General features: G+C 71.7%; 17 protein-coding genes. 10 read left to right on the top strand and 7 right to left on the bottom strand.

The window, feature by feature from the left end:
• The first annotated feature begins 61 nt into the window (after positions 1 to 61).
• Positions 62 to 628, top strand: a complete 567-nt coding sequence (dcd, locus tag PE066_RS08080; RefSeq protein WP_271236039.1) for a dCTP deaminase — start codon at positions 62 to 64, stop codon at positions 626 to 628.
• A 15-nt stretch (positions 629 to 643) separates the two neighbouring features.
• On the opposite strand, the gene PE066_RS08075 is transcribed toward dcd, so the two are convergent.
• Positions 644 to 1,546, bottom strand: coding sequence for a delta(1)-pyrroline-2-carboxylate reductase family protein (locus PE066_RS08075; RefSeq protein WP_271236038.1), 903 nt, complete (start codon positions 1,544 to 1,546; stop codon positions 644 to 646).
• 100 nt (positions 1,547 to 1,646) lie between these two features.
• On the opposite strand from PE066_RS08075, the gene PE066_RS08070 reads away from it, so the two are divergent.
• A complete protein-coding gene (locus PE066_RS08070; protein ID WP_271236037.1) occupies positions 1,647 to 1,913 on the top strand; it encodes a hypothetical protein in 267 nt (88 codons plus the stop codon).
• A 16-nt stretch (positions 1,914 to 1,929) separates the two neighbouring features.
• On the top strand, positions 1,930 to 2,226 hold the full coding sequence (locus PE066_RS08065) for a hypothetical protein (RefSeq protein WP_271236036.1): 297 nt from the start codon (positions 1,930 to 1,932) through the stop codon (positions 2,224 to 2,226).
• Here PE066_RS08065 and recJ read toward each other — a convergent pair.
• Positions 2,223 to 4,019 carry a single-stranded-DNA-specific exonuclease RecJ gene (gene recJ, locus PE066_RS08060; RefSeq protein ID WP_271236035.1) on the bottom strand — a complete coding sequence of 599 codons (1,797 nt, stop codon included), beginning with the start codon at positions 4,017 to 4,019 and terminating at the stop codon, positions 2,223 to 2,225. The two genes, PE066_RS08065 and recJ, sit on opposite strands and share 4 nt — an antisense overlap.
• The gene (locus PE066_RS08055) at positions 4,016 to 4,969 is read right to left on the bottom strand and encodes a phosphoglycerate mutase (RefSeq protein WP_271236034.1); all 954 of its coding nucleotides are present in this window, start codon (positions 4,967 to 4,969) and stop codon (positions 4,016 to 4,018) included. Before PE066_RS08055 ends, recJ begins: the two co-directional genes overlap by 4 nt.
• Positions 4,970 to 5,019: 50 nt before the next feature.
• Between PE066_RS08055 and PE066_RS08050 the strand changes: the two genes are divergently transcribed.
• Entirely contained in the window at positions 5,020 to 6,276 is a 1,257-nt protein-coding gene (locus PE066_RS08050) for a lipoprotein-releasing ABC transporter permease subunit (RefSeq protein ID WP_271236033.1), read from the top strand.
• A complete protein-coding gene (lolD, locus tag PE066_RS08045) occupies positions 6,269 to 6,943 on the top strand; it encodes a lipoprotein-releasing ABC transporter ATP-binding protein LolD (RefSeq protein ID WP_271236032.1) in 675 nt (224 codons plus the stop codon). The genes PE066_RS08050 and lolD overlap by 8 nt, the downstream gene beginning before the upstream one ends.
• 4 nt (positions 6,944 to 6,947) lie before the next feature.
• Here lolD and PE066_RS08040 read toward each other — a convergent pair whose 3' ends face one another.
• From PE066_RS08040 to PE066_RS08025, 4 genes are all read right to left on the bottom strand, one after another.
• Complete coding sequence (locus tag PE066_RS08040) at positions 6,948 to 7,991, bottom strand: VWA domain-containing protein (protein WP_271236031.1); 1,044 nt, start codon at positions 7,989 to 7,991, stop codon at positions 6,948 to 6,950.
• 13 nt (positions 7,992 to 8,004) lie between these two features.
• On the bottom strand, positions 8,005 to 9,006 hold the full coding sequence (locus PE066_RS08035; RefSeq protein WP_271236030.1) for a DUF58 domain-containing protein: 1,002 nt from the start codon (positions 9,004 to 9,006) through the stop codon (positions 8,005 to 8,007).
• Positions 8,987 to 9,997: an AAA family ATPase gene (locus PE066_RS08030; protein WP_271236029.1), complete on the bottom strand. Its 1,011-nt coding sequence runs from the start codon at positions 9,995 to 9,997 to the stop codon at positions 8,987 to 8,989. The genes PE066_RS08035 and PE066_RS08030 overlap by 20 nt, the downstream gene beginning before the upstream one ends.
• A gap of 78 nt (positions 9,998 to 10,075) precedes the next feature.
• Positions 10,076 to 11,068 (bottom strand): S1C family serine protease, encoded by a 993-nt coding sequence (locus tag PE066_RS08025; RefSeq protein ID WP_271236028.1) that lies wholly within the window; start codon positions 11,066 to 11,068, stop codon positions 10,076 to 10,078.
• A 125-nt stretch (positions 11,069 to 11,193) separates the two neighbouring features.
• Here PE066_RS08025 and PE066_RS08020 point away from each other — a divergent pair, with 125 nt between their 5' ends.
• From PE066_RS08020 to PE066_RS08000, 5 genes are all read left to right on the top strand, one after another.
• The gene (locus PE066_RS08020; RefSeq protein WP_271236027.1) at positions 11,194 to 12,030 is read left to right on the top strand and encodes a TatD family hydrolase; all 837 of its coding nucleotides are present in this window, start codon (positions 11,194 to 11,196) and stop codon (positions 12,028 to 12,030) included.
• A 9-nt stretch (positions 12,031 to 12,039) separates the two neighbouring features.
• Positions 12,040 to 12,792, top strand: coding sequence for a spermidine synthase (locus PE066_RS08015; RefSeq protein WP_271236026.1), 753 nt, complete (start codon positions 12,040 to 12,042; stop codon positions 12,790 to 12,792).
• A 7-nt stretch (positions 12,793 to 12,799) separates the two neighbouring features.
• Positions 12,800 to 14,590 (top strand): GspE/PulE family protein, encoded by a 1,791-nt coding sequence (locus PE066_RS08010; protein ID WP_271236025.1) that lies wholly within the window; start codon positions 12,800 to 12,802, stop codon positions 14,588 to 14,590.
• 127 nt (positions 14,591 to 14,717) lie between these two features.
• Positions 14,718 to 15,206 carry a tripartite tricarboxylate transporter TctB family protein gene (locus PE066_RS08005; RefSeq protein WP_271236024.1) on the top strand — a complete coding sequence of 163 codons (489 nt, stop codon included), beginning with the start codon at positions 14,718 to 14,720 and terminating at the stop codon, positions 15,204 to 15,206.
• Between the two features lie 16 nt (positions 15,207 to 15,222).
• The gene (locus PE066_RS08000) at positions 15,223 to 16,737 is read left to right on the top strand and encodes a tripartite tricarboxylate transporter permease (RefSeq protein WP_271236023.1); all 1,515 of its coding nucleotides are present in this window, start codon (positions 15,223 to 15,225) and stop codon (positions 16,735 to 16,737) included.
• Positions 16,738 to 16,758: the final 21 nt, after the last annotated feature.

Below are 16,758 nucleotides of genomic sequence, written 5' to 3'. Positions count from 1 at the left end.
CATCGGCCAGGAGGCGGGGGCGAGCGCCCACCTACAATTCGCGCCCGAGGAGCAGCAGCCGATGACGATCAAGAGCGACAAGTGGATCCGCCGCATGGCCGAGCAGCACGGGCTGATCGAGCCCTTCGAGCCCGGCCAGGTGCGCCAGGTGGACGGCCGCCGGGTGATCAGCTACGGCACCTCGAGCTACGGCTACGACATCCGCTGCGCCCCGGAATTCAAGGTCTTCACCAACATCCACAGCACGGTGGTGGACCCGAAGAATTTCGACGAGAAGAGCTTCGTCGATTTCCACGACGACGTCTGCATCATCCCGCCCAACAGCTTCGCGCTGGCGCGCACGCTGGAGTACTTCCGCATCCCGCGCAACGTGCTGACCATCTGCCTGGGCAAGAGCACCTACGCGCGCTGCGGCATCATCGTCAACGTCACGCCGTTCGAGCCCGAGTGGGAAGGCTACGTGACGCTGGAGTTCTCCAACACCACGCCGCTGCCCGCCAAGATCTACGCTGGCGAGGGCTGCGCCCAGGTGCTGTTCTTCGAGAGCGACGAGCCCTGCGAGACCAGCTACAAGGACCGCGGCGGCAAGTACCAGGGCCAGCGCGGGGTCACGCTGCCCAAGGCCTGAAGGCGCACCGCCCGCTCAGCCGGTGGCGCAGCGCGCCGCCGCCAGGTCCCAGCCGGCCCAGCCGCAGCTCTTGAACAGGACCGGGCCGCCGCCGCTCGGCACGCGGCCCTGCACCACGTCGCGCAAGGAGGCCAGCGCCGCCAGGTCCAGGCCGGCCTGGATCAGGTCGCCGGCTTCGTGCACCGCGTCCGGCGTGTCGAGCACGATGCGGCCCCGCTGCGCGCAGTGGCGGCACAGCTCGGGCCCCAACTCGACCATGGCGGGCGTGAACGCGCCGACGGCGGCGATGAAGGCATCGTCGCGCGGCCGCGACCGCAGCACCACGCCGCTGGCCGGGGTGCAGGTCACCACCAGCGGGCAATCGGCCAGGGCGCGGTCGGGGTCGTCCACCACGAGCGCCGTCAGCCCGAGTTCCCGGGCGCGCTGCGCCAGGCGCTCGGCGCTGGCGCGGCTGCGCGACGCCACCCGCACCTCGCGGACCGGCAGTCCGGCCTGGAAGGCCTCCAGGTGCGACAGCCCTTGTGCGCCCGCGCCCACGATCAGCAGGGGCCCGTCCGGCACCGGGGCGAGCCGCTGCGCGGCCAGCAAGGACACGGCGGCGGTGCGTTGCGCGGTGACGGCGGGGCCGTCCAGCACCAGCGTGCGCGTCCCGGTGGCGGCGTCGAACACGACCACGTCGCCCTGGATCGCCGGGCGCGGCGTGCCGGCATTGGCCGGCGTGAAGGTGATCAGCTTGGTGATGGCGATGCGGCCGTCCAGCGCCGGCATCACGAACAGGCTGCCGCCGCCCGGCAGCGGCTGCACCAGCCGTTCGGGCACCTGCACGGCCGGGTCGGCCAGCAGGGCTTCGAGGGACCGCACCAGCGCCAGCGGTGCAAGGGCACGGGTGGTCGCGCGGGCGTCGAGGAAAGGGGTCATGCGTCGGCGATTTTGTCCTACCGCCGCTTGCGCCCGTGTCAGCGCCCGGGCTGCGCGGCCCGGCCCAAGATCAGGCTGTCCCCGCCCGATCCGCCCAGCCATGCTGTTCCGCTTGATCGATCCCCGCGACGGTCGCCCGCGCGACCCGGTGTTCTGGCTGGTCGCCGCCGCCCTTGCCGGCGCCCAGCTGCTGGCCCTGTTCGCCTTGTGCAGCAGCCAGGTGCGCCAGGCCGATGAGCGCCGCGGCACGGTCGTGCTGGCCGCGCAACCGGCCGCCTTGCAGTGCCAGATCCCCACCGGCGAGGACTGCGCCGTGTTCTACGGCCCGGGCCCGGGCGGGCACCCGGTCGAGCTGGCCGTCCGGTGAGGGGGTGCAGACTGCCATGACCGCCGTCCGATCCGGCCTGGCCGAACCGCTCCCGGCTTCGCTCGAGGTCTCGGATGAGTTCGAGTCGCCGGCTGCGGCGGCGGGCTACTGCCCGACCGAGCTGCTGGGCACGTTCACGCTGCTGATGGCCGGCCACGGGCGCTGCGTCAGCACCGCCATGATGCTGGGCGACCGCGAGTACGCGCTGTGGCAACTGGCGCGGGCCCAGGGCATGGCCGATGCGCAATTGCAGGCGGTGGCCGGGCGCCTGTTCGCCTGGCTCGACGAGGCCGGGGCGCGGCAGTCCCGCTAGGCTTCGCTCTCCACGCCTTCGATCAGGAAACGCACCCGGCGCACGCCCTGGTACTCATCGGCTTCGAGCCGGTAGGCGATGCGGGCGCGCGCCGGCAGCGGATCGGTGCGGCCGAACCAGATGCCGTCCACCGGCTGGCCATGGTGGCGCAGCCGCACCGCCAGGTGCCGCTCGCCGACGATGCGCTGCGACAGCACGTCCATCTCCTCGCTGAACACCGGGGGCGCGAAGCCCTGGCCCCAGACCTGCTGGTGCAGCGTGTCCACCAGGTCCGGCCGCCGGTACTCGGGCGCCAGCGGGCCGTCGGTGGCCAGGCGCCGCAGCAGGGTGGCGGCATCCAGCCATTCCTGCGCGACCTGCGCCAGCGCCTGCTCGAAGGTGTCCAGGTGCTCTTCGGCGATGGTGCATCCGGCCGCCATCGCGTGGCCGCCGAAGCGCAGCAGCACGCCGGGGTGGCGCTTGGCCACCAGGTCGAGCGCATCGCGCAGGTGGAAGCCGGGGATCGAGCGGCCCGAACCCTTGAGTTCGTGCTCGCGCCCGGGCGCCTGGCTGGCGGCGAAGACGAAGCTGGGGCGGTGGAACCGGTCCTTCAGCCGCGAGGCCACGATCCCGACCACGCCCTCGTGGAAGTCCGGGTCGAACACGCACAGCGCCGGCGGCGGCTCCTGGCCGGGCTCGATCAGCGTCTCGGCCAGCTCCAGCGCCTGCTCGCGCATCTCGCCCTCGATGTCCTTGCGCTCGCGGTTGATGCCGTCCAGGCGCTGGGCCAGCTCGGCACCGCGCGCGGGGTCGTCGGTCAGCAGGCATTCGATGCCCAGGCGCATGTCGGACAGGCGGCCGGCGGCGTTGATGCGCGGGCCGAGCGCGAAGCCGAGATCGAAGGTGGTGGCGGCCTGCGGCCGGCGGCCGGCCGCCGCGAACAGGCTGGCCAGCCCGCAGGGCAGGGCGCCGGCGCGGATGCGGCGCAGGCCCTGCGCCACCAGCCGCCGGTTGTTGGCGTCCAGCCGCACCACGTCGGCCACGGTGCCCAGTGCCACCAGCGGCAGCAGGGCATCGAGCTTCGGTTGCCGAACTGGCACCCCCACGCCCTCGGCCTCGCGAGAGCTGCCCCCGGCGGGGGCCGGCCCGCCTTGGGGCGGCCCGGCGGCGGGCCGGGCATCGAACACGCCGCGCGCGCGCAGCTCGGCGCGCAGCGCCAGCAGCACGTAGAACATCACGCCGACACCGGCGATGCTCTTGCTCTCGAAATCGCACCCGGGCTGGTTGGGGTTGACGATGGCGGCCGCGGCCGGCAGCGCGGGGCCGGGCAGGTGGTGGTCGGTCACCAGCACCTGCAGCCCCAGCGCATGGGCGGCAGCCACGCCTTCGACGCTGGCGATGCCGTTGTCCACCGTGATCAGGACGTCGGCGCCGCTGTCCTTGACGCGCCGCGCGATCGGCGGCGTGAGCCCGTAGCCGTCGGCCACGCGGTCCGGCACGAGGTAATCGACGTGCTGCGCGCCCAGCAGCCGCAGGCCGCGCACGGCCACCGCGCAGGCCGTGGCACCGTCGCAGTCGTAGTCGGCGACCACGCACAGGCGCTGGTGCGCGGCGATGGCATCGGCCAGCAGGACGGCCGCTTCGGCCACGCCCTTCAGGCCGGCCGGCGGCAACAGGCGCCCCAGGCCGTCGTCGAGTTCCTCGCGGTCGCTGACGCCGCGGGCCGCATACAGGCGCGCCAGCAGCGGATGGATGCCGGCCTGCTCCAGCGCCCAGGCGGCGCGCGGGGGCACATCGCGGGGAACGATCTTCACAGCTCGGCCAGCCAGTCGACAGCGCGCTGCCGCGAGAAGGCCGCGGCCAGCCGGCGGCGCCAGCCGCCGCCGGCGCTGCGCCAGGTGCGCGCCTGCCGGTCGCCGCACAGGCTGACCGCCACGGACTGGCCGGCGCCGGCCGCCTGCAGCAGCCAGGCCCCTTCGCCCTCGTCGATCTGCTGCCAGCCGGCGGCCCAGGCGGCCCAGTCCTGCCGCAGCGCGGCATCGCGCAGGTAGTGCGTGATGCGCAGCTCGGGTGGCGGCTCCGGCGCGTGGCCGGGCGGCAGCACGCCGTTGCCGCTCACCCAGAACGAGTTGACCGGCAGCTGGCCGCCGCGGCTGCGCTCCTCGTTGACCGGGTGGGTGTACAGCAGCATCTGCATCTCCTGCTGCAGCCGGCGCAGCGGCTTGCCCGCTTCGCCGCGCGGCATCCAGGCGTCGATCACGCGGCCCACCACCCGGTCGAGCGAAGCGCAGGGCACCTGCGCGAACAGCGGGCCGCTGGCCAGCCAGCGCGTGGGCGCCTCGTACGCCAGCTGCAGCCCGTCCTGCTCGAAGTAGGGCCGCAGCGCGGCCAGCAGCGCCTGCGATTCCTGCGCATCGAGCGCGAGTTCCTGCGGGTGGTGCATGAAGACGTGGTCGGTGCCCACCCGCCAGTGGCAGGGCGTCACCCAGGCCCAGGCCTGGCCGGCCGGATCGATGCCGGCCTGCATCGCTTCCCAGGCGGCGAAGGGCAGCAGGCCGTCGGGCGCCTGCAGGCCGCATTCGCGCGCCAGCACGCGCTCGTGCGGCATCGACAGCGTGTGCTCGTCGCCGGCGACCTGCTGGGCCGGCGCCATCGCGGCCAGCAGCCGCTCCAGGTTCGGCAGGCGCAGCGAGGCCAGGCGTTCGCGGCAGCCGTCGGCACTGCACGCGGCAAAGGGGATCAACAAGTGGACAGCGTCCGACATGGCCCCGATTGTCGTGGATGCCACAATCGCGCCCACAACCGGACCCCCGCATGCGTATCCCCTACGAGCTGGCACTGGGTTGGCGCTACACCCGGGCCGGCCGGGCCGCCCGCCGCAACGGCTTCATCTCCTTCATCTCCGGCGTCTCCATGCTCGGCATCGCGCTGGGCGTGGCGGCGCTGATCATCGTGCTGTCGGTGATGAACGGCTTCCAGAAGGAAGTGCGCGACCGCATGCTGGGCGTGGTCTCGCACATCGAGATCTACGGTCCCGGCGGCGGCGTGCTGCCGGACGTGCAGCGCACGATGCGCGAGGCGCGCAGCCATCCGCAGGTGACCGGCGCCGCCCCCTTCATCTCGGCGCAGGCGCTGATCGCGCGCGGCGAGGACATGCGCGGCGCCATCGTGCGGGGCATCGAGCCGGCGCTGGAGCCCGCGGTGACCGACCTGGGCCGCGCCACCACGCCGCGCGTGCTGGCGCGGCTGGTGCCGGGCGAATTCGGCGTGGTGCTGGGCATCGAGCTGGCGCGCGCGCTGGGCGTGCACGAGGGCGACCCGGTGACGCTGATCGCGCCCAGCGGCCAGGTGACGCCGGCCGGCATCGTGCCGCGCCTGAAGCAGATGACGGTGGTCGGCACCTTCGATTCCGGCCATTTCGAGTACGACAGCGGGCTGGTGCTGCTGCACGAGGAAGATGCCGCGCGCATCTTCCGGCTGGAGGGGCCGACCGGCGTGCGCCTGAAGCTGCAGGACCTGCACCAGGCGCGCGAGGTGGCGGCCGAGCTGTCGCAGACGCTGACCGGCCCGGTGGTGGTGCGCGACTGGACCCGCCAGAACCGCACCTGGTTCGCGGCGGTGCAGCTGGAAAAACGCATGATGTTCATCATCCTCACCCTGATCGTGGCGGTGGCCGCCTTCAACCTGGTGAGCACGCTGGTGATGACCGTGACCGACAAGCGGGCCGACATCGCCATCCTGCGCACGCTGGGCGCCAGCCCGCGCAGCATCATGGGCATCTTCGTGGTGCAGGGCGCCACCGTCGGCGTCGTCGGCACGCTGGCCGGGCTGCTGCTCGGGCTGGGCATCGCGCTGAACATCGACGTGATCGTGCCGGCGCTCGAGCGGGCGCTGAACGCCAGCTTCCTGCCGCGCGACATCTACCTGATCAGCCGCATGCCCAGCGACCCGCAAGCCGACGACATCGTGCCGATCGCGCTGATCTCGCTGGTGCTGGCCTTCCTGGCCACCCTGTACCCGAGCTGGCGCGCCAGCCGCGTCAACCCGGCGGAGGCGCTGCGCTATGAGTGAGCCGGTGCTGCAGGCGCGCGGCCTGGCCAAGCGCTTCACCGAGGGCGGCCTGGACGTGCCGGTGCTGCGCGGCATCGACCTGGAGGTGCACCGCGGCGAGACCGTGGCCATCGTCGGCGCGTCGGGTTCGGGCAAGAGCACGCTGCTGCACCTGCTGGGCGGGCTGGACGCACCGACCGCCGGCAGCGTGCAGCTGGCCGGCCAGCCGATGGCGTCGCTCAACCCGGCGCAGCAGGGTGCGCTGCGCAACCGGCACCTGGGTTTCGTCTACCAGTTCCACCACCTGCTGCCGGAATTCAGCGCCCTCGACAACGTCGGCATGCCGCTGCGCATCCGGCGCGAGGCGCCCGAGGCCTGGGCCAGCGCGGCCAGCCAGGCGCTGGCCGCGGTCGGGCTCGGCCACCGGCTGCAGCACCGCCCGGCGGAGCTGTCCGGCGGCGAGCGCCAGCGCGTCGCGGTGGCGCGGGCGCTGGTCACCCGCCCCGACTGCGTGCTGGCCGACGAGCCCACCGGCAACCTCGACCGGGTCACCGCCGGTGCCGTGTTCGACCTCATGCTGCAGCTGTCGCGCGAGCGCGGCACGGCGTTCGTGCTGGTCACGCACGACGAGCACCTGGCGGCGCGCTGCGGGCGGCAGTTGCGGCTGGTGGAGGGAAAGCTGGCCTGACGGCTCAGAGGATCCGGTTGAACCAGAGCAGCGACAGCGCGCCCGACAGCAGCGCCAGCCCGGCGGCGGCCAGGGCGAACAGGGCGGAGATCTCGGTTTCCTTCTTCTCCACGGTCAGCTTGGAGCTGAGCGCCTGGTAGACCTTCTGCAGGTCGTGCGCGCTGCCGGCATAGAAGTACTCGGCGTCGGTCTTCTGGGCGATGGCCTTGAGCGTCTCCTCGTCCAGCCGCACCCGCATCGACCAGCCCTCGAAGCCGATGGTCTCGCCGTCGACGGTGCCGATGCCCACGGTGTAGACGCGCACGCCGCGCTCGGCCGCCATCTTGGCCGCATCCAGCGGATCGACGCCGGTGGTGCGCTGGCCGTCGGTCAGCATGATGATGGCGGCCGAGTTGTAGGAGCCGGGCGCCACCGGCGTGAAGGGCTTCTTTTCCTTCGTCGGGTCCGTGTCGATGGCGAAGCCGCGCTGGCGCTCTCGCCCGCCCTGCAGCGCGGCCAGCTCGATTCCCTGGTCGGGAAACAGCGTCGCCAGCGAGATCACGATCGCGTTGCCGGTGGCGGTGGCCCGCTGCAGCTGGAAGCGGTCGATGGCGGTGACCAGGTCCTCGCGGTTGACGGTGGGCAGCTGCGCCACCTGGGCCGAACCGGCGAAGGCCACGATGCCGACCTTCACGTGGCGCGGCAACTCGGCCAGGAAGGCCTTGGCGGCGTTCTGCGCCGCCACCAGCCGGTTGGGCTGGACGTCGGCCGCGCGCATGCTGCCCGACACGTCCATGGCCAGGATGATGGTCTGCTGGTTGGACGGCAGCGTGACCACGGCGGTCGGGCGGGCCGCCGCCAGCAGCATGGCGACCAGCGCCAGCAGGAGCAGCGCCGGCGGGACGTGCCGGCGGACGGTCTGCCCGGGCCCCATCGCCTCCTTGACGATCGACAGCGACGCATAGCGCAGCGCCAGCTTCTTCTTGCGGCGCAGCAGCCAGACGTACAGCACGACCAGCAGCGGCGCCGCCAGCAGCAGCCAAAGGAACTCGGGCCAGAGGAAATGCATGGGGTCCTCCCGTTCAGGCGGCGGCCGGCTGCAGGTGCGCCGGCATGCCGCCGCCGGCGGACAGGCGGATGCGGCGCTTGCGCATCTCGGTGAACCGGATCACGGCATCGACCAGGTCGGCATCGGTGGACAGCTCCAGCGCATCGACGCCGGCGCGCGCCAGCGCCTCGCGCAGCTCGGCCTCGCGCTGCGCGGCCACGCTGGCGAAGCGGCGGCGAAAGCCGGGGTCGTGCGTGTCCACCAGCAGCTGCTCGCCGGTTTCGGCGTCGCGCAGGGTGAGCAGGCCGAGGTCGGGCAACTGCAGCTCGAGCGGGTCCAGCACCCGCACCGCCACCACTTCGTGACGCTGTGCCAGCAGCGCCAGCGCGCGTTCCCAGCCGGGCTCGCTGATGAAGTCGGACACCACGAACACGGTGGAGCGCCGCTGGATCAGCCCGGCGGCGGAGTCGAGCAGGTCGCGCAGCCGGGTCGGGCCGCCCTCCTGGCCGGCCGGGCGGGCCTGCAAGGTGTGCAGCAGGTGCAGCACGTGGCGGCGCCCGCCGCGCGTCGGGATCACCGTGTCGACCCCCGAGCCGTACAGCAAGGCGCCGACCCGGTTGCCGTGGCGGGTGAGCATGCGGGCCAGCACCGCCACGAATTCGGCCGACACGTTGCGCTTGCGCTGCTCGCCCGAACCGAAATCGACCGACGGGCTGAGGTCCAGCAGGAACCAGGCGGCCATCTCGCGGTCTTCGGTGAACACGCGCACGTGCGGCGTGTCGGTGCGAGCGGTGACGTTCCAGTCGATGTGGCGCACGTCGTCCTGGTGCTGGTACTCGCGCAGGTCGGCCAGGTCCAGCCCGGCGCCGCGCAGCAGGGTGCGGTAGTCGCCCTGCAGCAGGCCGTCGAGGCGGCGGATCACGGTCCACTCCAGCCGGCGCAGCACGGCATCGGCTGTCGCCGGTGCCGGGGGCGCGGCGTCCGGTGCGGCCTCGCCGGCGCTTCGGGGCGGGGCCTTAGGCCACCAGCTTTTCATGTTCCAGCGGGCGCGCCGGCGCCGGGATGCGGGCCATGATCTGGCCGATCACGGCGTCCGCGTTCTTGCCTTCGGACAGCGCCTCGTACGACAGCACCAGCCGATGCCGCAGGACGTCGGGGACCAGGTCGGTCATGTCCTCGGGCAGGGCGTAGGTGCGCCCGCGCAGCATGGCCAGCGCGCGGGCCCCTTCGGTCAGGCTGATGGTGCCGCGCGGGCTGGCGCCGAAGGTGATGAAGCGGCCCAGCTCCTTCAGGCCGTGGCGCTCCGGGTTGCGCGTGGCCGACACCAGCTTGACCGCGTACTGCACCAGCGACGGATCGACATAGACCCGCCGGCACTCGTGCTGCAGGGCGGCGAGCTGCTCGGTGGTGGCCACCGGCGAGACGTGCACGGCGGGGCCGGTGACCCGCTCGACGATGACGTACTCCTCCTCGTCGCTCGGGTAGTCGACCAGCACCTTCATCATGAAGCGGTCGACCTGGGCCTCGGGCAGCGGGTAGGTGCCCTCGGTCTCGATCGGGTTCTGGGTGGCCATGACCAGGAAGGGCTCGGGCACCCTGTGCGTCTGGCCGGCGATGGTGACCTGGCGCTCCTGCATCACTTCCAGCAGCGCGCTCTGCACCTTGGCCGGCGCCCGGTTGATCTCGTCGGCCAGCAGCAAATTGGTGAACACCGGCCCGAGCGAGGTGCTGAACTCGCCGCTCTTCTGGTTGTAGATGCGCGTGCCCACCAGGTCGGCCGGCACCAGGTCGGGCGTGAACTGGATGCGCTTGAACTGGCCGCGCACGGTGTTGGCCAGCGTCTTCACGGTCAGCGTCTTGGCCAGCCCGGGCACGCCCTCGACCAGCAGGTGCCCCTGGGCCAGCATGGCGACCATCACGCGCTCGAGGAAACGGTCCTGCCCCACGACCACCCGCTTGACCTCGTACAGGATCTGCTCCATCAGCCGGGCGGTGGCGCTGTCTTGCCGCGTGTTCGGTTGGTCCATGGGATCCTTTGCGGGTGGGGAGGGTGGCGGAAGGACGTTGGCGGATGGCCCGGGGCGCGGCCCTGCGTCAGCGCCGGCTCAGAAGGGCGGGAGCCCGGCCGCCTGGGCGGCGTTCTCGATCGGCACAGCGAAGCCGATGCCCAGGAACGTGCGCGCCGGCGTCGGGTTGAGGATGGCCGTGACGATGCCCACCACCTCGCCTTCCATGGTGACCAGCGGGCCACCCGAGTTGCCAGGGTTGGCGGCGGCGTCGAACTGGATCAGGTTGGTCATCTCCTGCTTGCCTTCGGGCGAGCGGAACGAGCGGTTCAGGCCGGAGATCACGCCGCCGGACGCCGACGGCCCGATGCCGAACGGAAAGCCCACCACCAATGCCTTGTCGCCCGGGGCCAGGTCGCCGGTCGAGCGCATGGTCGCGGCGATCATGTCGTCCGGGATCTTGGCGGCCTGCAACACCGCCAGGTCGTTCTCGGGCTGGGCGCCGGTGATGGTGGCGCTGGATTCCAGGCCGTCGTGGAAGGTGACCTTGACGCTGTCGGCGCCCGACACCACGTGCAGGTTGGTCAGGATCACGCCCTTGTCGACGATCACCACGCCGGTGCCGACGCCGGCTTCGACTTCCTCGTCGTCGTCGGCTTCCTGGCGGTCGGCGCCCTGCGCCGGCCCGAGCGGCTTGGGCTTGGCGGCATGCAGGCGCGCCGTCTTCTCGTCCTTGAGGCGGCCCTTCTTCACGTAGCTGACCACGCGCACCACCGATGGGCGGATGGTCTCGTAGGCGCGGGCGTACTCGGAGGGCAGCGGCTGGCTCGACAGCGTCTTGAGTACCGCCGCGTTGATGTCGGCCTGCGTGATCTTGCGCGGCGCCGGGCCCATGTGCAGCGTCAGGCTCATGGCCAGCAGCGCTGCCAGCAGCGCGATGGCCGACCACATCATGGCCGGGCTGCGGGCGGCGAGTCGCCAGCGCTGCCGGCGCGGGGAGGGTTGCGCCGTCTCGGGCGCGGGCTGCGCGGCCGCCGTGGCCTGCTGCGCAGGAGCCGGGCGGCTGGAGCTGTACAAAGCTGGCCTGCGCATCGGATCACCTCTCGGACAGCGGTCGGTCTTTTCGACCCAGAAAGCGAGCGGACACGGTACCACGGTTTGCGCACCGGCGCACGTTGCGACGGCGCCGTCGCAGGCTTATCCGGCATGATCGACCGATGCCCGCCTACGTCGATACGCACTGCCACCTCGATGCGCCGGAATTCGGCGCCGACGCGGCCGCGGTGCGCGAGCGCGCCGCGCAGGCCGGCGTGGCGCATTGCGTGATTCCCGCGGTGCAGGCGGGCGCCTTCGACGCGGTGCGCACGCTGGCGCACCGGTGGGGCGACAGCTATGCGCTGGGCATCCATCCGCTGTGCACCGGCGAGGCGCGCGAAGCGGACCTGGCCGAGCTCGACCGTCGGCTCGGCGAGCTGCGGGGCGACCCGCGCCTGGTGGCGGTCGGCGAGATCGGGCTCGACCATTTCGTGCCCGGCCTCGATCGCGAGCGCCAGGCCTTCTTCCTGCGCGAGCAACTGCGGCTGGCACGCCGGCACCGGCTGCCGGTGATCCTGCACGTGCGGCGCTCGGCCGACCACCTGCTCAAGCACCTGCGCGAGTTGCCGGTCGGCGGCATCGCCCACGCCTTCAACGGCAGCGGGCAGCAGGCCCGGGCCTTTGTCGAGCTCGGCTTCAAACTGGGCTTCGGCGGCGCCGTGACCTTCGAGCGCGCGCTGCAGCTGCGCCGGCTGGCGGCCGACCTGCCGCTGTCGGCCCTGGTGCTGGAGACGGATGCGCCGGACATCCCGCCGCACTGGCTCTACCGCACGGCGGCCGATCGCGCCGCCGGGCTGGCGCAGGGGCGCAACGAGCCGGCCGAACTGCCGCGCATCGCGCAGGTCGTGGCCGGGCTGCGCGGCCTGCCGCCCGACGCGCTGGCCGAAGCGACGACGGGCAATGCCTGCGAAGCCTTGCCGCGGCTGAGGTCGCTGCTGGCGCCGGCGCGCAGCGGATAATCGCCGCCCGTGAGCGCCCGTCCCGCACCGCTGCCCGAGGTCAACTTCTCCGACCACGGCGACATCCGCTACCTGCACCTGGGCTCCGAGTGGGTGCAGGGCTCGATGCGGATGGACGAGCCGTTCGACATCCACCTCGAATACGTGCAGCGCATGATGGCGTGGCTGCTGTTCGTGGCGCCGGAATCGGTGCGCGAGCGCCATGCCATGCAGCTGGGCCTGGGCGCGGCGGCGCTGACCAAGTACTGCCACAAGCGGCTGCGGATGAAGACCACCGCCATCGAGCTGAACCCGCAGGTGATCGCGGCCTGCCGGCTGTGGTTCAAGCTGCCGCGCGACGACAGCCGGCTGTCGGTGGTGCTGGGCGACGCCGCCGAAGTGGCGGCCCACGAACACTGGCGCGGCCAGGTGGATGTGCTGCAGGTGGACCTGTACGACGACGAGGCGGCGGCGCCGGTGCTGGACAGCGAGGCCTTCTATGCCGACTGCCGGCGGCTGCTCACCGACGACGGCTGCATGACGGTCAACCTGTTCGGCCGCTCCTCCAGTTTCGAGCGCAGCCTGGCCCGCATCCAGGGCGCCTTCGGTGCCGGTTCGCTGTGGTCGTTCCGACCCACGCGCGAGGGCAACACCATCGTGCTGGCCCTGCGCACCCCGCAGCGACCGACGCGGGCCGAACTGGTGCGGCGCGCCGACGCCATCCAGCAGCGCTGGGGCCTGCCGGCCAGCCGGTGGCCGCGGGTGCTCAAGCCTGTGGAATGATCCGTCCATGAGTCCATCCGCGCGCCCCCGCTCCGCCACACGAGCCACCTGGCAGGGCCCGCTGGACTGGCGCCCGCTGGTCGAGTGGCTGAGCGAGGACGGCGTGATCTCGCCCGAGGAGGCGCAGCGCACCATCGCCCGCTGCGCCCAGGCCCAGAGCGCGCAGCACCCGCTGGTGCGACTGGCGGCGGTGGCGATGACGCGCGCCGCCGACGGCAAGCCGATGGACATCGAGTCCCTGACCCAGTACCTGGCGCGCCGCGCCGGGCTGGACTACCTGCGCATCGACCCGCTGAAGGTCGATGTCGGCCGCGTCGCCGAGGCCATGAGTGCGGCCTATGCCGAGCGCCATCGCGTGCTGCCGGTGCAGGTGGCCCCCAACGAGGTGGTGGTCGCCACCGCCGAGCCCTTCGTCGACGACTGGGTGGCCGAGGTCGAGCGCCAGGCCAAGCGCCCGGTGCGGCGGGTGGTCGCCAATCCGAGGGACATCCAGCGCTACACGGCCGAATTCTTCGCTTTGGCCAAGTCGGTGCGCGCCGCCCAGCGCGCCGGCGGTGGCAGCGGCCCCGCCAGCTTCGAGCAGCTGGTCGAGCTGGGCAAGAGCAACCGCCAGCTCGACGCCAACGACCAGGGCGTGGTGCAGGTGGTGGACTGGCTGTGGACCTACGCCTTCGACCAGCGCGCCAGCGACATCCACCTGGAGCCGCGGCGCGAGCAGGGCGTGATCCGCTTCCGCATCGACGGCGTGCTGCACCCGGTCTACCAGATGCCGATGGGCGTGCTCAACGCCATGACGGCCCGCGTCAAGCTGCTCGGCCGCATGGACGTGGTCGAGAAGCGCCGCCCGCAGGACGGCCGCATCAAGACCCGCAACGCGCGCGGCGACGAGGTGGAGATGCGCTTGTCGACCCTGCCCACCGCCTTCGGCGAGAAGATGGTGATGCGCATCTTCGACCCCGACACCGCGGTCAAGGACCTGGACGCGCTGGGCTTCACCGCCCACGACGCGCAGCGCTGGGAAGCGCTGGTGCGGCGCCCGCACGGCATCGTGCTGGTGACCGGCCCCACCGGCTCGGGCAAGACCACCACGCTGTACTCCACGCTCAAGCGGGTGGCCACCGAGGAGGTCAACGTCAGCACGGTGGAGGACCCGATCGAGATGATCGAGCCGGCCTTCAACCAGACCCAGGTGCAGCCGCAACTCGACTTCGGCTTCGCCGAGGGCCTGCGCGCGCTGATGCGGCAGGACCCCGACATCATCATGGTGGGCGAGATCCGCGACCTGGAGACGGCCGAGATGGCGGTGCAGGCGGCGCTGACCGGCCACCTGGTGTTCTCCACGCTGCACACCAACGATGCGCCCTCGGCCGTCACCCGCCTGCTGGAGCTGGGGGTGCCGGCCTACCTGATCAACGCCACCGTGCTCGGCGTGCTGGCCCAGCGCCTGGTGCGCACCCTGTGCCGGCAGTGCCGCCAGCCCGACGAGGCGACCCCGCGCGAGGCGGTGGAGGAGGTGGTGCGGCCCTGGAAGCTCAGCGGCGGCTGGCGACCGTACCGGCCGGTCGGCTGCGTCGATTGCCGCATGACCGGCTTCATGGGCCGCATGGGGCTGTACGAGCTGCTCACCGTCACCGAAACCTTCAAGGGGCGTGCCGCCCGCGAGCCCTCGATCGAGGCGCTGCGCCAGCAGGGCATCGCCGACGGCATGCGGCCGCTGCGGCTGGCCGGCGCCTTGCGCGTGGCCGAAGGGCTGACCACGCTGGAGGAAGTGCTGACGGCCACGCCACCCCTGAGCTGATCGGCTGGAAGTCAGCTGGGCGTCAGCGCTCTGTCAGGCGGGCATACGGGAAATCCACATCGGCATTGCCCAACCCAACCGCAAGAATTGCCCGTTTGCCCGTTCACCTCTCGCAGGAGACTTCATTTTGAGAATCAAGAGCCAGAAGGATTTCGCGGCCGGCCTGATGTTCACCATCGTGGGCATCGGATTTGCCTGGGGCGCGACCAGCTACACCATTGGCGACGCGGCCCGCATGGGCCCCGGCTATTTCCCACTCGCACTCGGGGTGCTGCTCGCCATCCTGGGCCTGGTCATCACCTTCGGTGCGATGGTGGTGGAGACTGAGGACGGCGAGAAGATCGGCAGCATCGCCTGGCGTCCGCTCGGCTTCATCATCGGCTCCAACGTGCTGTTCGGCATCCTGCTGGCCGGCGTGCCGCGCTTCGGCATCCCGGCGTTCGGCCTGGTCGCGGCGATCTACGGGCTGACCATCGTCGCCGCGCTGGCCGGCGACGAATTCAAGTTCAAGGAAGTGATCGTGCTGGCCACGGTGCTGGCCGTCCTGAGCTACCTGGCCTTCGTCAAGCTGCTGAGCCTGCAGTTCCCGGTGTGGCCGTCCTTCCTCGTTGGCTGAAAGAGCGGTCGCAACCATGGAACTGATCAACCACCTCTCGGTCGGCTTCGGCGTCGCCTTCACGCCGATCAACCTGCTGTACGCCTTCATCGGGTGCCTGCTGGGCACCATGATCGGCGTGCTGCCCGGCGTCGGCCCCGTCGCCACCATCGCCATGCTGCTGCCGGCCACGTATGCGCTGCCGCCGGTGTCGGCGCTGATCATGCTGGCGGGCATCTACTACGGCGCGCAGTACGGTGGCTCGACCACCGCCATCCTGGTCAACCTGCCGGGCGAATCGTCCTCGGTCGTCACGGTGATCGACGGCTACCAGATGGCGCGGCGCGGCCGCGCCGGGCCGGCGCTCGCCGCGGCTGCCCTGGGCTCGTTCTTCGCCGGCTGCGTCGGCACCCTGATCCTGGCCGGCTTCGCCGGGCCGCTGACCGAAGTCGCCTTCAAGTTCGGCCCGGCCGAGTACTTCTCGCTGATGGTGCTGGGCTTGATCGGCGCCGTGGTGCTGGCGTCCGGCTCGCTGGTCAAGGCGGTGGCCATGATCATCCTGGGCCTGCTGCTCGGGTTGGTCGGCACCGACGTCAACTCCGGCGTGGCGCGCTATGCGTTCGACATCCCTGAGCTGACCGACGGCATCGGCTTCATCGTGATCGCCATGGGCATCTTCGGCTATGGCGAGATCATCATGAACCTGTCCAAGCACGCCGACGAGCGCGAGGTGTTCACCGCCAAGGTCACCGGGCTGATGCCGACCAAGGAGGACTTCAAGGCCATGGCGCCGGCCGTGCTGCGCGGCACCGCGCTGGGTTCGGCCCTGGGCATCCTGCCCGGCGGCGGCGCCCTGCTGTCGGCCTTCGCCGCCTACACCATCGAGAAGAAGACCAAACTGCGGCCGGGTGAAGTGCCGTTCGGCAAGGGCAACATCCGCGGCGTCGCGGCGCCGGAGTCGGCCAACAACGCCGGCTCGCAGACCTCCTTCATCCCGCTGCTGACGCTGGGCATCCCGCCCAACGCCGTGATGGCGCTGATGGTCGGCGCCATGACCATCCACAACATCCAGCCGGGCCCGCAGGTGATGACCAGCAACCCCGAGCTGTTCTGGGGCCTGGTCGCCTCGATGTGGATCGGCAACGCCATGCTGGTGATCCTGAACCTGCCGCTGATCGGCATGTGGATCAAGCTGCTGACGGTGCCCTACCGCTGGCTGTTCCCGGCCATCGTGCTGTTCTGCGCCATCGGCGTGTACTCCACGAACAACAACACCTGGGACATCTGGATGGTGGCGATCTTCGGCGTGATCGGCTACTTCTTCCTCAAGCTCGGGGCCGAGCCGGCGCCGCTGCTGCTGGGCCTGATCCTGGGCCCGATGATGGAGGAGAACCTGCGCCGCGCGCTGCTGCTGTCGCGCGGCGACTGGTCGGTGTTCGTCTCGCGGCCGCTGTCGGCCGGCCTGCTGGCCGCCGCGCTGCTGCTGCTGGTCATCGTGCTGCTGCCGGCCGTCAAGAGCAAGCGCGAGGACGTGTTCCACGAAGAGGACTAGCGGCTTCGGCTGCGCATCGCA

The sequence above is a fragment of the Ramlibacter tataouinensis genome (genome assembly GCF_027941915.1).
In the GTDB taxonomy this organism is placed as follows: Bacteria; Pseudomonadota; Gammaproteobacteria; order Burkholderiales; family Burkholderiaceae_C; genus Ramlibacter; species Ramlibacter tataouinensis_C.
The sequence above is the reverse complement of the archived record's forward strand: the minus strand, read 5'-3'. Positions and strand labels throughout refer to the sequence as shown.